We start from the raw sequence: 15885 nt of genomic DNA on the forward strand, positions 1-15885 counted from the left end.
GAGTATATGTTTTCTTGCACCTTCTGTCAAGAACGTCAGTCACCATGTAGTACAAATTGCCCTTTCTCTTGCGACGTGTTCTGCGTACATTCTGTGTCAAACAGGAAGGAATCAGAGGTTCGTTTCAATATGAAGAAAGTCAAAACAGCTGTTGTTGGTGTGGGATCATTGGGAAAACATCATCTCAAGTGGCTCAGCCGCATTGAGGAGTCCGAGTTGGTTGGATTCTATGAAACCGATCCGGAGTGTAAGGCACAGTTTGCCAAAGAATATGACGATGTTATCGCGTTTGAATCTCTTGAGCAGGTAGCGGAAGCAGCCGAGGCAGTCTCGGTGGTGGTGCCGACCAGCAAGCACTGCGAAGTTGCCTCCGTTCTGATTGACCGGGGGATTCATTGTCTGATTGAGAAGCCGGTTACTGCCACGTTGGACGAAGCGCTGACGCTGAAGAAAAAGGCAGAGACCGCCGGTGTCACAGTGGCTGTCGGACACATTGAACGTTTCAATCCGGCGGTACAGGCGGTCATGGATGCTGGAATCACACCAGCTTTTATCGAAGCTCATCGACTGGCGGCGTTTGATCCGCGCGGGACTGATGTAGCTGTGGTGCGCGATTTGATGATCCACGATATTGATTTGGTGCTGGGTTTTATTGATTCGAAGATTGTCGACATTCAGGCTTCGGCGGTGGCCGTTGTTTCCGACCGGGCCGATATTGCCAACGCCCGCCTTACTTTTGAGTGTGGAGCAGTAGCGAACCTGACTGCCTCGCGGATATCACTGCACCAGATGCGTAAGCTGAGGATTTTCCAGCAGTCGGGCTATTTCTCGCTGGATCTGGCTAAGAAACAAGCCGATCTATACCGCTTGGTCGGTAATGATTATTCCGGTGATGGGTTCCGTGTCCCGATCGGAAAGTCGGACCGGGAACTTGTCTACACCAAAAAGCAGGACTCAGGTGAAGATATGCTTCAAATGGAGTTGACGTCATTCCTCCGGGCTGTTGGGGAAAACAAGCCCCCGGCTGTGTCGCTTGAGGAGGGGACCGAAGCTCTTCGGGTGGCACTTGAAGTGGAGCGTATCGGTCAGGAATCACTGGAGCGGATGCTGGCTCGTAACTAAGCGACAGGAGCGAGATGGAACTCTTCCTATCAGCCGGTGACCCATCGGGCGACAATGCCGCAGCCCGACTTATTCAATCGATAAAGGCTCAAGATTCGGGATTTCGTTTCTTCGGTCTCGGACATAGCCGCTTAGCCGCACTGGGGCAGGAACAACTCGCCGAAAGCAACCGGTTGGCGGTGCTTGGTTTCTGGGAAGTCGCTCGTCAGTGGCGGTTCTTCCGACGTCTGATGTATCGCTGTGTCGAAGAGATCGAACGCCGTCGTCCTGAGGCAATCATACTTGTTGATTATCCCGGTTTCAATCTGAGGCTGGCGCAACGGGTAAAGAAGCTTGGCATTCCAATCATCTATTACATTTCACCTCAGGTCTGGGCGTGGGGGAAACGACGTGTGTCACAGATTCGAGAGCTGGTTGATCTCATGCTGGTCATTCTTCCTTTCGAAGAGGATTTCTTCCGAGGCCATGACATTCCAGTAAAATTCGTTGGACACTATTTGCTTGAGGATATTCCCCCCGAGTACATTTCATCGTCTCCACCAGAAGCCAACAGGCTATGTTTGTTGCCAGGGTCGCGTCCGCAGGAAGTGCACCGGATGTTGCCCACAATGTTGGAGACAGCACGAATACTGAATCATCGCTACGATACCAAGGCTGTTGTCGCTGGTCTGTCTGGTGTTGTTGACTACGAGAAGATGGCTTCGCCCTATGCCGCTGACGGAATCACAGTCGAGTACGATGATCCTCGTCGATGTATTTTCGAAAGCGATCTGGCTCTGACAGCATCCGGCACCGTCACGCTTGAGACCGGGATCATTGGTCGTCCGATGGTGGTCATTTACCGGACGGGATTCATAACGTATCAGATAGCTCGACGACTGATCGCGCTTGACAAGATCGCTCTGGTCAATTTGGTTGCCGGAGAGAAACTGGTTCCGGAGTTGATCCAACAGGAGGCATCGCCGGTCCGGATTAGTGAGGAACTTACGAAGTTCATGGATGACAGGCAACGCTACGAATCAGTACGGGAGCATTTGTGCCGGGTACCGGAGATGCTGGGCGGAGTGGGTGCCTCGGATCGGGCAGCGCGTCTCATTCTGGATCATCTGAGGGAAGGGTAAGCTTTGCTTATTCTATATCGTCTGCTAACCACACTCATCTATCTGGTGGCTTTCCCTATACTCCGGCTCAGAGCAGCAAGCGGCGATTTGAAATGGCGCCACCGCCTCGGACTGATTCCAGCCGATGAATCTTCTGATATTTGGTTGCATGCCTCATCGGTTGGAGAAGTGAAGGTCATATCCTACTTACTGCAATACCTTCGTGATAAAAAACCCGCATTGCGAATGCGCCTCACGGTAATGACCGACGCTGGATTCAAAGTAGCCCAACAACTCGATATCCCCGGCCTGGCCGTTGGCTTCCTTCCGCTTGACAGTCTCCCGACCGTTCGAAGAAGCATGCAGGCGATCAATCCAGCAGTGCTGGTTATTGCTGAGACGGAGATATGGCCTAATCTAATAATGGAGGCTGACCGCCGATCCGTCCCGCAGATTCTAGTTAATGGTCGTATGACAGAACGGGCCTTCCGGCGATACAATCGGGCTACGGGATTCATGCGACACCTGCTGAGCCGATATGACCACTTCTTCTTCAAAACAGACGAGGATGCCAGTCGTTATCGGCAATTGGGAGTCGCGGATGAGAAGTCGATTGTTGCAGGTGATATGAAATTTGACGCTCCTCTGCTTCCTCGTTCGGAAGGCCGACGAGCAGAGATTAGATATCGCCTCGGAGTTAGCCCACAGGATTTTCTGATAGTAGCCGGTTCTACAAGGAAAGGAGAAGAGGCACTTCTCCTTGAAGCATTCGCAACCCGATTATCCGCTGATGGTTCGGCTGGGCTGCGACTGGTAATGGCGCCTCGACATTTGGAGCGTATCGACGACGTCAAACAAATGTGTATTGATGCCGGAGTTCGATATGCCATCTACGGCGATTCCGACGTGCAGGCTCAAGTCATATTGATCAATCAGATGGGAGTACTCAGCGATCTATATATGGCTTCTGATATTTGTTTTGTAGGTGGGACGCTGGTGGATATCGGCGGCCATAATGTGCTCGAACCGGTCTGGGCTGGTTCGCCGGTTCTCTTCGGTCCGCATGTGAGTAACGTTCTGGAGGCAGCCACTTATATTCTCAGCAACAACTATGGTGCTCAGGTCTCTACTGGTTCCGAGTTAGCTGAAGTCGTTGCTCATGTTCAAGCGGGGGAGACCAGGTTTACGATTAAAAGCGACGACGCACGACCCGACTCGGCAACAGCACGAGCGGGTGACTACATTCTTGGCAGGTTGAGCGATGTTTGAACGATGGTGGAAAGCATACCTTAGACGCCCGGATTTGTCTGGATGGTCGCTACTGGTTCCATTATTCTGGTTGGCTTCGGCTATCTATCGAGTGGCTTCACGACTGCACAGGGTGTGGCCGCGCACTGTCATGAGGGTGAGTATCCCAATCATCTCCGTCGGTAACATCACTGTTGGCGGGACGGGCAAGACTCCGGTGGTGGCGATGCTGGCACGCTCATTTATCGAAGAAGGTTTCCAGGTCGGTATCATATCCTCCGGTTGGGGGCGCCATTCTGATGACGCCGTTCTTGAGCCGGGTTACAAGATGTCGAAGTTATCGGTCGAGCTGACCGGGGATGAAGTCAAGCTACTCGCTATGCTTCTTCCAGAGGCGATTTTCTCCGTGGATAGTTCCAAGACTATTGCCGCAGAGCGATTGGCCGAGCATGGTGGGATTGATTTGATGATTGTCGATGACGGTTTCCAGCATTTTGGGCTGGCCCGTGATGTTGACATCGTTACCTACGATGCCGCCGTTGAATCTCGCCGCCTTAAGACTTTTCCGATCGGTGTTCTCCGGGAGCCATTGACAGGCTTGAAACGGGCTGACATCATCCTGATAACACGTGCCAATTTCGCTGAGGATATCACACAATTGCGGCAGAAGCTTACCCGGATCAACCCCGGGGCGGATATGTATCATGCCCAGTTTTTCGCACCGGAACTGGTAGGGAGTGAACGACGGTATCCCATCAAGTACCTTGATGACAAATCAGTATTTCTGTTTGCTGGAATCGGGAATTTTATACCGTTGCGCAGACAACTTGATGCTCTGGCCGGTGATCTTGATGAAGCGATGGAGCTGTCAGATCACCAGGTTTATACGCCTGAGTTGCTCTCAGAGATCAAGCGGCGGGCCGACAGTTGTGGCTCGGATGTAATTGTCACTACCGGCAAAGACTGGGTCAAATTGGGAAGCTTTGATTTCGGACGGGAAATATACTATCTTGGGCAGTCAATAGACCTTGATCCGGGTGAGGAAAAATTGACAACTTTGTTACGTGACAAGTTGAATCTTCAGAAGCGAGGCCGTTGATGGAACGCCAGTATGATTTTCTTGTGGCCGGTACCGGAATCGCAGGATTGTTCTATGCGCTTGAGGTTGCCCGGCTAAACCCGGGGGTGCGAATAGCGATCGTGACCAAGAAGGCGGCTGAAGACACCAATACGAATCGGGCGCAAGGCGGTATCGCGGCCGTTCTGGGTGGCACTGACTCGTTTGATTCACATGTCAGGGACACGCTCACAGCCGGGTGTGGATTGTGCCACGAGGATGTGGTCCGAGAGATCATTCATGCCGCGCCAGCCGCGATCGCTGATCTTGTGGCCTATGGAGTTAAGTTCACAAGACGGGGTGGTCACTACAGCCTCGGTCGTGAAGGAGGCCACTCAGTGTCCCGCGTTGTGCGAGCAGGAGATCTGACCGGCGGTGAGATTGAGCGAGCTCTGTTGGCGGCATGTGATGCGAGTTCAGCCCAGATCGATTTTTTCCGAGATCACATTGTACTCGACTTGATTGTGGGCCAAACCGAAGATGGACGGGTATGCTCGGGGGCATATGTCTTCGCCGAGGAAGATAGAGAGTTTATCGCTTTTTGTGCACCAGTAACGCTTCTGGCAACCGGTGGACTGGGCCAAGTGTACTACCATACCAGTAATCCTATGATTGCAACCGGCGACGGAATCGCTATCGCCCACCGGGCCGGGGTGTCGGTCGGCAATCTGGAGTTCATTCAGTTTCATCCGACTACTCTTTTCAGTCCCGAACGATGGCCGTTTCTAATATCCGAGGCGGTACGTGGCGAGGGCGGACGACTGCTCTCGGTTGACGGACGTCTCATCATGGAGAATGCTCACGAACTGAAGGACCTTGCGCCGCGAGATGTTGTCGCTCGAACGATTCACAAGGAACTTAAAGAGAGCGGCCGGGAGTTCGTACTGCTTGACATAAGTCATCGCGACGAAGAATTTATCAAGGAAAGATTCCCGAATATCTATCGCACCTGTCGGCAGCGCGGTTTTGATATTACCAAGCGACCGGTTCCCGTTGTTCCTGCCGCTCACTACTCGTGTGGTGGAGTCATGGCGGGTCTCGACGGTGAGACAGAGTTGGCCGGGTTGTATGTGGCCGGTGAGATAGCTATGACAGGGATGCACGGAGCCAATCGCCTGGCTTCGAATTCGCTTCTGGAAGCGGTCGTGATGGCCAAACGGTCAGCCCAGGTTTCGTGCGATTACGGCAGGACAGCGAGTGCGACGGTGACTATGCCGACCGATCATGCCCTGGCTTCGTCGCTTCACACCTCGGGTGAAAAAGTACTATTGGCTCATGATCGTCATCAACTCGGACGGATAATGTCGGACTTCGTTGGCATTGTTCGCAACGAAACCCTCCTGAAATTAGCCCTGGACAAGGTTCAGAAGATGAGATCGGTTGTCGAGCAGCACTACCTGGCAACCCCGGCTACCTACGACGTAATCGAACTGCGCAACATGACTACCGTCTCGGAGTTGATTATCCGGTCTGCGCTCATGCGTAAGGAATCACGCGGCTTGCAGTGGATCGAAGACTATCCTGACACCGATGACACCTTACTCAATGACACTATCATCCCCGGAGCACCTGATACGAAAGAGTAATATGGCTACCCATCATGAAATGATACTGATCCTTGATTTCGGTTCACAGTATACTCAATTAATTGCCCGTCGCGTGCGCGAGGCCAGCGTGTATTGTGAAATCGTGCCCTGCACTGCTGATCTCAGTCGCTTCAGCGAGGCACATGTGCGGGGGTACATTCTGTCCGGTGGACCGTCTTCTCTGAGTGATTCCGAAGCGCCCCGAATGCCGGCTTCGTTTTTCGATACCGACAAACCAATACTTGGCATCTGCTACGGGATGCAGTTGCTGGCCGATCGTTTTGGCGGTCGACTCGAAGCTTCTCAAACCCGGGAGTATGGGCGGGCTCATTTCAGCGCTGCAAATGATAGCTCTCTTCTGGCTGGGATATCCAGTCGCTCTGAGGTGTGGATGTCGCACGGTGATTCGATTGTCGAGATGCCGGAAGGATTTCATCAAATCGGCACCACCGACACCCTGGCAATGGCTGCTATTGAGAACCCGGATCGGAAATTCTATGGCATACAGTTTCACCCTGAGGTGCACCATACTACTGAGGGAAAACGTATTGTTGAGAATTTCCTGTCTGGCATTTGCGGTCTCAAGGGGGATTGGACTACCGAGACTTTCATCGAATCATCGGTAACCGGTATCAAAGCGCAGGTGGGCGATAATGGTGTGGCGCTCGGTATTTCTGGAGGTATCGATTCCACAGTGGCTGCTATGCTTCTGTCACGAGCAGTTGGTAAGAACCTCCATGCCATATTTGTTGATAACGGTTTATTGCGTAAGAACGAGTTCACTGAGGTTGTTGCGATGCTTCGAACTTTGGATATCGATCTTCATCCGGTAGATGCGTCGGTCACGTTTCTGGCTCGTCTGGAGGGAGTGAGTGACCCGGAGAAAAAACGAAAGATTATCGGCAACACATTCATAGATGTCTTTGAGGCTGAGGCGGCCAGGATCGGCGATATTAAGTTCCTGGCCCAGGGAACGCTCTATCCCGATGTGATTGAATCGGTTTCATTCAAGGGGCCCTCGGCCACCATTAAGTCCCACCATAATGTTGGTGGACTCAAAGACCGTATGAAATTGCGGTTGGTAGAACCGCTAAGGGAGCTGTTCAAGGATGAAGTTCGAGCCACGGGAAGACTACTCGGCTTGCCGGATAGTTTCATTGGGCGACATCCATTCCCCGGTCCGGGATTGGCTGTGCGGATACTGGGCGAGATTACCAAAGAGCGGTGCGACCTTCTACGGGAAGTGGATGCGATTTTCATTGAGGAACTGCACGCCAACAATATATATAACGATATCTGGCAGGCATTTGCTGTCCTCCTGCCAATCAGGGCAGTGGGTGTTATGGGCGACGAACGAACCTATGAGAATGTTGTCGCTTTGCGGGCTGTCACTTCGGTGGATGGTATGACAGCCGATTGGGCACATATTGATCATGACATCCTGGCCCATATCTCCAACCGGATTATTCGTGAAGTCGTGGGAGTCAACCGCGTGGTGTACGACGTTTCGTCCAAACCACCAGCTACTATTGAATGGGAGTGACAACGCTTATCGTGTGGCTCTCCTGTGAGCATGGATATAGATTCAAGTGAGATTACTTAGCATGATACTCTGGCCGATTCTAACTATCGTTGTTATCTTCATTGCCTTTGGTGCATATTTATACCTAATGCAGGACAAGATGGTTTTCTTTCCGACCAGCGAACTGGTTGTGACACCGGACGAGATTGGCTTGCAATATGAAGATGTATTCATCGAAGTAGACGCCGGGGAGAAAATCCATGCCTGGTGGTTGAAGACTACTGCGACCGATCAAGCCGAACCAAGGCCGGTGGTGCTTTTCTGTCATGGCAATGGCGGGAATATCTCGCACCGGTTGGAAACGATTGAGTATGTGCTCAGGTTGGGGGCGGATATCTTTATCTTCGACTTTCGCGGCTACGGACAGTCTGATGGTAAACCTAACGAGAAGAATATCTATGCCGATGCCAGAGCCTCCTACGAATGGCTGACGAATGAAGGCAAGTATGCTCCGGAGCAGGTTGTCGTATTTGGTCGGTCACTGGGAGGAGTGGTGGCGGTTGATCTGGCGTATCAAGTGCAGTGCCGTGGCCTGGTAGTGGAATCGTCATTGACCTCGGCGGCAGCTATGGCTGCTAAGATGTTTCCGTTTTTCCCGGTGGGGGTGTTGCTTCGGTATAAGCTCAATTCGCTGGAGAAGATCACTGGTATTTCCTGTCCGGTGTTGGTGACCCATTCGCCCGATGATGACATTATTCCGTTTGAAATGGGTGAACAGTTGTATGCGGCGGCCAATAAGCCCAAACGCTTTGTTAAACTTCGCGGCACTCACAACGAACTGGCGTATTTTAAGGACGGGGAATATCGCACAGCGTTGGTAGAACTCATCTTTGGTCGAGCTTCGTTCTGGCAGTAGCCGAGTAGGTTGAAACTGTCTTCAGTTTCGACATCTGCCGCATGATCTTTGGCAATTCGTTCTCCGAGATCATTGACAGTCGAGCCACGATTGAATATAATAACCCAAAGGGTTGGCCCGAGGAAGTGATGCGGACACTAATTGTCACTGACCGACCTGCCATGCTTAGATGGCTCCGGTCGAGACACAACCGAGGATTGATTGATGGCCGATCAGGGATTGCTTTGCTGGAATTGTGGTAAACCAACGGGGATAATGGGGCGAGTAACTCGTATGGACAGTTGTGTGGAGTGTATGGCCGATCTTCGATGTTGTCATGGTTGTCGGCATTATAATCCTGCCAGTCATATGCAGTGCCGCGAGAATATCAGAACGCCGGTCAAAGACAAAGAAAAGAACAATTTCTGCGATTTCTTTCAGAAACGTGACGCTACAAAGAAACCGGGCGGAATGGGCGCTGCGGGCGGTGGCAAAGACGACCTCAAAAAACGCTTCGATAATCTGTTCGACGACTGAAAGGGAGTAATGGGGGCAGCGACATCTTCATTGGGGAGAGACGAGGCCAAACATGAGACAAGTTTCTTCTGATCACAAATCGTGGCTCCGCAACGTTGCAATAACTGTCGGCTTGCTGATACTCGTATCGATCTTGATCCTTGCCTGGCAGTACGGAGGATTTCGCCTGGCTGACTTCACTTTCGAAGTTATCATTTTCATCGGGATGCTGTATTATCTGTATCGTTTCTATACCAGAAAGAAAAGATCGAATAATGGCTCTTCGGGGAAAGTGGACGAGAGTGATGAGCGAGCCTCAGCCAAGGTGGCTGGTTTGATTCGGCTCTGTGTGGAGACAACGATTCTTTTCTGGATAACAGCCATCCTCGTCGCCCTTAGCGTGGTCGGGGCAATGTCATTATCGGCATCACTTCTTTCGGTTGGTTGCATCATAGCACTCTATGTGGCATGGAAGATTCGGACACGGCGGAGTAAACGCCGCAGAAAGAAACTCGATGAAGAAGCAACCAGTGACGATGCTGAGTGATTCTGTTGGTGTTCCCGTGGGCGGCAGACGTCCCCGTCTGCCCCATTGGGAACCAACTTGGAGGTGATTCTGTGAAGACCAGATATGTCGGGTTCATCCTACTTGTGGTACTGTGTCTGCTGTGTTGGGGTGTCTTGTCTAGTTGCAGTGCAGGCGACGACCCACGGTTGCGGATTGAGTACGTCGATTACAGGAATAATCAGCTTTTCTTCGAGAAAGATCACATTGATGTTTACGAAACCTTGAGTGACTCATCATATACCGCTAGAAGGGATTATTGGGACGAACGGAGAAGCATTCATTGTGGGTGCACTACCGTGGCGGTTGGCGGTTCCCCACGTGATCGGGAACGCTGGTTCAACAACACCAGCAATTCTATCGTGAATGATCTCTTTAAGACCTACTGGATCGACAAGGACTTGGTGGACAAATTCGGCTACGATCCCAACTCGATCAGACCAGATATGTATACATGCTATCCACCAAAAGGACTGACCGGACTAAGCTATCATCTGAGTCATAATAGCCGTGGGGAGAGCATAGACTTCTTTTGCATATTCGACGAAGTGCGCGATTCCCTCATCTTCGTCGATTCGATCACGAGCTGCGGCCGAGACGATTTCAGCCAGTTCCTCTTCTTCGTCTACACAGGGGAGAACGCATACTACCGGAAAAGAGAGTCAACTTTGAGATTCAACATCTTGTCGGAAGTGATTGATACAATCCCCCATGGAACGCACCCAATCATTCCTCAAAACAGTTCAGAGCTATTGGTGTACGACAAGCCTGAACGAAAGCTGAAGCTCCTAGATGATCAACTTCACGTTCGTGCTTGGATTGAAGTTAAGTTGGTAGCAGTGCAAACCATCTACTCCTTGGGAGATGATGTATTTGTCATCGGTAACCTGGCGGCTCGCCCAGGAAGAGAGAGTTCAGTCATGCAGCTCGTTTATTATGACTTCAAAGATGGTGATGTGCACTTGCTCTACGACGCCAGAATCGGTCAGATCCTCAACGTGGAACGGGTGCCGTAGGATTGGCGGTAACCCAAATCACCCAACCTTCCGCCCTTTCATGTGTATCATAAACATGGATAAACCATGATACACGAACGGGAGGTTGTGATGATTGGTAAACTGACGATTCTTGTGGGCGCAGTCGCTCTGCTGGCCCTGGCCGGATGTATCCCCAGTTCCCTAAACGGTATCTACACCGACGACAATTTGGTTTTTGAGCCCGCCTTAGTAGGTGTGTGGGGTGATCCCGAAAATCCGACATCCAAAGAGTTCAATGAATTCATCAAGACCGGCGAGAAAGAATATCAACTGGTTTCGGTTAACGCGGAAGGGGAGAAATGTCGGTTCGATATTCACATGGCGAAGATCGGTGAGGCGCTGTTCCTTGATTTCTATCCCGAGGGTGATGATATCAATATCCCCGACTGCTATGAACTCAATGTCATTGGGACGCATACGTTTTTTAAGGTAGATCAATTCGAACCGATGCTGAAATTATCTGCTATCAACTACGATTGGTTAAAGGAATATCTCAAGAAGAATCCTGATGTGCTTTCTCACCAGATTATCAAAAACAACTATGTTCTAACCGGATCTACCGAGGAAATCATAGCATTTCTGGCTAAGCACCTGTCAACCGAGGGAGCTTTTGAAGAAGCAGGAGAGATGGTTCGGATTGAATAGGGTAGTTGGCTCCTGATTAGGCACCTATGTCCGGACAGATTTCTTTTGTCTTCGGAGGGACATTCGTCTATCTTATCCACATGATTGAGAAGATAGCCAAAATCGCTCGCAACTGCCGTCGCTGTGTAGTGTTGACCGGGGCTGGTATTTCAGCGGAATCCGGTGTACCGACTTTTCGCGGCAAAGATGGCTTGTGGGGAAAGTTCCGAGCTGAAGAACTGGCAACGATGGATGCTTTTCTGGGTAATCCGAAGGTAGTCTGGGAATGGTACAACTGGCGACGCCAGATAGTTGGTGAGACAAAGCCTAATCCCGGTCACTATGCGTTGCGTGATATGGAATCGATGTTTGACCGGTTTGTTCTGGTGACCCAGAATGTTGACGGTTTGCACCGCATTGCTGGTTCTGAAGATGTTTTGGAACTGCATGGCAACATCAACCTCAACAAGTGTGTTGATTGCTCGCAGACGTATCCCGACGAGGCCGATATCGACCCCGATAGTGTTCCATCCTGCCCTGCTTGTGGTGGACAGATCAGACCTGATGTGGTCTGGTTTGGAGAGATGCTTGACGCCCAGATAATCAATCGGGCTTTTGAGGAGTCGTCGAAGGCGGATCTCTTTTTCTCGATAGGGACTTCTGCTCTGGTACATCCGGCGGCATCATTGCCGACGGAGGCCAAGCGATCAGGGGCGACACTGGTAGAGATCAATGTTGAGGCTACACCGCTTACCGGTCTGGCTGATTTCCATGTGGCGGAACCATCCGGCAAATATCTTCCCCGGTTGGTGGAGATGATGGAATCATTGGCCGATTGATTGCAAGTTGAAACAAACGAGTAAGGTTGCGGTATAACAGACACCGAGTTATTGATGAAATTGTTTTTCAAGCGCATATTTATTCTTGTGGTACTGCTTGCGGTCCTGCCGGTTGGTTGTGTGTATTACAACACCTTTTACAATGCCAAAAAGGCGTTTAACGATGCGGAAAGGACGCGCAAGGAGAACAGGTACGGTAAGCCGAAGATTAATCAGGCTAAGTATAAGAAGGCTATCGAAAAATCTCTGAAAGTAACAGAGAACTATCCCAACTCCAAATACTACGATGATGCTCTCTTTGTACTTGGAGTATCATATTTCTGGACCAAACAGTATGATCGGGCGGAACGTCGTTTTCGAGAGATAATTGCCAACTATGAAGAGTTCGAATATTTTCGGGATTCACGTCTATATCTGGCCAGGACTGAATTGGAGCAGGGAGAGATTGAGTCAGCGATGGAGTCCTTTGTGGAGTTATTGAATGAAGATGTGAGTCGTAGTTTCAAGGGGGAGGCTGCAATGGCTCTGGGTCTGTTCCATTTCGAAGAACGACTCTTTAGTGAGGCCCATGGTTATTTTCTTCTCATTCGGGATTCCCTGGGATCGGACGAGGAGCGGATCATGGCGCAGAGACATATAGCTGACGGGTACTTCGAGAGCTTTCAATTCGATGATGCCCAGGGGGCATATCTTCAAATCCTGGGCATGGATCCCAGTCTGGACGAACGGTTTCATGCGCTGTATCGAGCCGCCAGCTGTTCCTATCGCATGCTACGAATAGACGAAGGTCTGGACTATCTGGAAACGCTGATGGATGACGAGAAATACTATGACTCGCTGAACGTTCTCAGGTTAGCCTTGGCTGAAGGGTATGAGTGGGACGGTGACATAGAACAAGCCGAGATGACCTACTACCAAGTATCCTCCTCCGAGGACAAGAACAAGGTGCTCCGTCAGGAAGCCCTCTACAACCTCGGATTGATCTACCAGTATGAATACGACAACCTGGAAGAAGCAAAGGCGTTCTACGACGAAGCTCTCAAACTGGGGCGTAGCTCCGATGCTGGTATGGGTGCTCTGAATCGCTCCTCCAGTATCGGCAAGCTTGAAGAATACGCTCGTACGATTGAGATTGACTCGGCAACTACTCAGCAAGCTATTGATGATGCTGCTCTCACACAATTTCAACTGGCCGAACTGCTGTGGTTTGATCTGAATAAGCCGGATACAGCTATTCTTGAGATGCGTTACCTGGTCGATTCGTTCCCGATGGCGTATGTGGCTCCAAAGGGACTGATCTCCTTGTCGCAAATGATCCGTGAACATGAGGCAGATTCGGTAGCTGCTGATTCGGTTTTACGCATTATCATTGAGCGCTACGCAAATTCTGATTACATGCCGGATGCTCTGGAAGCTCTGGGTCTGACAGGCACAGCCGCGGATACTGGTCACGCGGCCGCATATCTGAGGATGGCCGAACGATGCGTTGTGGACGATGTCAACATTGACTCTGCTCGCATCTACTACCAGACTATTGTGGATCATTTTGAGGACTCACAGTACTATCTACTGGCACGCTTTGCTCTGATCTGGCTGACCGAGACCTATGATAGTCCTGGAGATTCTTCCGTCTATTTCTCTTACACCGAGTTCGCTGATTCCTTTCCCGGTACCGAATGGTCGATTGAAGCCACCAAACGCACGAACTATCGTCCAGCGCGAGAGGTCCCGCAGATGAATGAAACTGGGGATAGCGTAAGGATCGGTGACAAGGATTTCATAGAAGGCGAGGTCTGGCAAGGAGATTCGCTGGTTGGCTATGTTGACCCTGAGAGGATGAAGTATTTCGATCCTGACGGCGGTATGGCTCGGGACTTTATGGAGCGAGTGAAAATTAAAGAGGTTCGGGAGAAGTTTGTATACCCTACGGAAGCATACGGTTCGCAGTGGCAGGGAGACTTGGTTTTTCAAATCAAGCTTGATTTCTCGGGTGAAGTAGTTAATCTTGTACAGAAAACATGGTCGGATGTAGACGAGATTAACATCAGAGCCGAGGAAACTGTGCGGTCTACAGTGTGGGATACACAGTTAATTCCACCAGAAATGTTGAATTCATGGTGGGTGTACAAACTGAGGATTACTCTACCGAGCCATTTGAAATGATCAAACCATTTTGTCGCGACTCTGTTGTCCTTAAGAAGAAGAGGCTGGGGGATGAGTATTTTTCACTGACCTTCGGCCCTTTACCCCGAATTGGTGGATTCCGCCCGGGGCATTTTATCCAACTTCAGCTACCTGGTACTGATCTGTTTTTCCGTCGTCCGATGTCGGTTGCCGGTATCGAATCGGAGCCTGGTAAATTGGATATAGTATTCAGGGTCGTTGGCCGGGGAACACTAGCCATGAGTCGCTTGCGATCAGGCGATTCGGTCAATATCCTGGGTCCGTTGGGAACACCATTCAAACTGCCACGTCGAAGCGAAGCCGTTGCTCTAGTGGCCGGTGGAGTGGGCATACCACCTCTGCTGTTTCTGGCCAGGGTTCTTATTACTCGCGGATTTGATCCTAAGAAAATTGTCCTCTATTATGGTGGGAGAACCGCCGCGGATATCATTATGCGCAGTCAGATCAAGAAATCAGGAATCCAGTTCTGCCCTGTAACCGAGGATGGGTCTTTTGGGACAAGAGGACTGGTTACCGCTCCCATTATGGAACTACTACAAAACATAGATAAAGACAGGCTCCGCCCGCGGCTTTTTGCCTGTGGTCCGCAAGGGATGCTTAAGGCTGTCAACGAGCTTGGTATCAAATATGGCGTGAGCGGGCAACTTTCGCTTGAGGCTCCGATGCCATGCGGGGTAGGGATTTGTCTCGGATGCGTTGTGTCTCTGACCGAAGGGGGACAGGCGCGAGTATGTAAGGAAGGGCCGGTGTTTGATATTGGTGAGGTGATGTTGTGAGTCCCGATCTTAAAGTAGAAATTGCAGGCGTTGCGTTTGCCAATCCGATCATGACCGCTTCGGGATGTTGCGGTTACGGAGAGGAACTGGCCCAGATGTTTCCGCTTAAGAAGCTGGGTGCGCTGGTGACCAAGTCTGTAACCTTGGAACCACGGGAAGGGCATCCAGTACCTCGTACAGCCGAATCTGCCTCAGGTATGCTTAATGCAATCGGCTTGGCCAATGTGGGTATCGATCGCTTTGTGACTGAGAAGATACCAACTCTCAGAACCTGCGGAACCAGAGTGATTGTTAATGTTGCCGGATCGTCGTTGAAGGAGTATGTGGAAGTATGTACTCGTTTGAACGACTGTGAAGGCGTGGATATGATAGAACTGAATATCAGCTGCCCCAATGTAGACGAGGGCGGGATGGAGTTTGGTTCCGATCCGCGTCTTACTGAGGAAATTGTCAAGGCTGCGAAGAAAGCATTTACTGGCCCTTTGATTGCCAAACTATCTCCCAATGTTACTAGTATTGAGCAAATAGCACGGGCCGCCGAACATGGTGGAGCGGATGCATTATCACTGATCAACTCGCTGGTCGGCATTACCATTGATACAGAAACCTGGCGGCCACGGTTGACCAACAATCGTGGGGGGCTGACCGGACCGGCCATTAAGCCCGTAGCCCTGGCCCAGGTCGATGCTGTCTATAATGCATGCAGTTTACCCCTCATCGGTATTGGCGGTATCTCGTGTGCAGAGGACGTGAT

General features: G+C 50.9%; 16 protein-coding genes. All 16 read left to right on the plus strand.

From position 1 onward, the window contains the following. The first annotated feature begins 93 nt into the window (after positions 1 to 93). Positions 94 to 1122, plus strand: a complete 1029-nt coding sequence (locus KOO62_10925) for a Gfo/Idh/MocA family oxidoreductase (GenBank protein MBU8934505.1) — start codon at positions 94 to 96, stop codon at positions 1120 to 1122. A gap of 14 nt (positions 1123 to 1136) precedes the next feature. Beyond that, positions 1137 to 2243 (plus strand): lipid-A-disaccharide synthase, encoded by a 1107-nt coding sequence (lpxB, locus tag KOO62_10930; protein ID MBU8934506.1) that lies wholly within the window; start codon positions 1137 to 1139, stop codon positions 2241 to 2243. Between the two features lie 3 nt (positions 2244 to 2246). Next, complete coding sequence (locus KOO62_10935) at positions 2247 to 3491, plus strand: hypothetical protein (GenBank protein ID MBU8934507.1); 1245 nt, start codon at positions 2247 to 2249, stop codon at positions 3489 to 3491. Beyond that, positions 3484 to 4569, plus strand: coding sequence for a tetraacyldisaccharide 4'-kinase (gene lpxK, locus KOO62_10940; protein ID MBU8934508.1), 1086 nt, complete (start codon positions 3484 to 3486; stop codon positions 4567 to 4569). The genes KOO62_10935 and lpxK overlap by 8 nt, the downstream gene beginning before the upstream one ends. Further along, positions 4569 to 6173 carry an L-aspartate oxidase gene (gene nadB / locus KOO62_10945; GenBank protein ID MBU8934509.1) on the plus strand — a complete coding sequence of 535 codons (1605 nt, stop codon included), beginning with the start codon at positions 4569 to 4571 and terminating at the stop codon, positions 6171 to 6173. Before lpxK ends, nadB begins: the two co-directional genes overlap by 1 nt. A gap of 1 nt (position 6174) precedes the next feature. Then, positions 6175 to 7716: a glutamine-hydrolyzing GMP synthase gene (gene guaA / locus KOO62_10950; GenBank protein MBU8934510.1), complete on the plus strand. Its 1542-nt coding sequence runs from the start codon at positions 6175 to 6177 to the stop codon at positions 7714 to 7716. A gap of 46 nt (positions 7717 to 7762) precedes the next feature. Then, the gene (locus tag KOO62_10955) at positions 7763 to 8611 is read left to right on the plus strand and encodes an alpha/beta hydrolase (GenBank protein ID MBU8934511.1); all 849 of its coding nucleotides are present in this window, start codon (positions 7763 to 7765) and stop codon (positions 8609 to 8611) included. Between the two features lie 41 nt (positions 8612 to 8652). Further along, the gene (locus KOO62_10960) at positions 8653 to 8853 is read left to right on the plus strand and encodes a hypothetical protein (protein ID MBU8934512.1); all 201 of its coding nucleotides are present in this window, start codon (positions 8653 to 8655) and stop codon (positions 8851 to 8853) included. A gap of 52 nt (positions 8854 to 8905) precedes the next feature. Then, on the plus strand, positions 8906 to 9127 hold the full coding sequence (locus KOO62_10965) for a hypothetical protein (protein MBU8934513.1): 222 nt from the start codon (positions 8906 to 8908) through the stop codon (positions 9125 to 9127). Between the two features lie 52 nt (positions 9128 to 9179). Then, on the plus strand, positions 9180 to 9653 hold the full coding sequence (locus KOO62_10970; protein MBU8934514.1) for a hypothetical protein: 474 nt from the start codon (positions 9180 to 9182) through the stop codon (positions 9651 to 9653). A 71-nt stretch (positions 9654 to 9724) separates the two neighbouring features. After that, the gene (locus KOO62_10975) at positions 9725 to 10687 is read left to right on the plus strand and encodes a hypothetical protein (protein MBU8934515.1); all 963 of its coding nucleotides are present in this window, start codon (positions 9725 to 9727) and stop codon (positions 10685 to 10687) included. Positions 10688 to 10777: 90 nt separating this feature from the next. Further along, complete coding sequence (locus tag KOO62_10980) at positions 10778 to 11353, plus strand: hypothetical protein (protein MBU8934516.1); 576 nt, start codon at positions 10778 to 10780, stop codon at positions 11351 to 11353. A gap of 80 nt (positions 11354 to 11433) precedes the next feature. Then, on the plus strand, positions 11434 to 12171 hold the full coding sequence (locus KOO62_10985) for an NAD-dependent deacylase (protein MBU8934517.1): 738 nt from the start codon (positions 11434 to 11436) through the stop codon (positions 12169 to 12171). Between the two features lie 87 nt (positions 12172 to 12258). Beyond that, entirely contained in the window at positions 12259 to 14334 is a 2076-nt protein-coding gene (locus KOO62_10990) for a tetratricopeptide repeat protein (GenBank protein ID MBU8934518.1), read from the plus strand. Next, on the plus strand, positions 14331 to 15131 hold the full coding sequence (locus tag KOO62_10995; GenBank protein MBU8934519.1) for a dihydroorotate dehydrogenase electron transfer subunit: 801 nt from the start codon (positions 14331 to 14333) through the stop codon (positions 15129 to 15131). Before KOO62_10990 ends, KOO62_10995 begins: the two co-directional genes overlap by 4 nt. Next, positions 15128 to 15885: dihydroorotate dehydrogenase (locus tag KOO62_11000; protein ID MBU8934520.1), on the plus strand; the 758-nt coding region annotated here is incomplete at its 3' end. The genes KOO62_10995 and KOO62_11000, both read left to right, overlap by 4 nt.

The organism is Candidatus Zixiibacteriota bacterium (assembly GCA_019038695.1).
GTDB lineage: Bacteria > Zixibacteria > MSB-5A5 > GN15 > FEB-12 > B120-G9.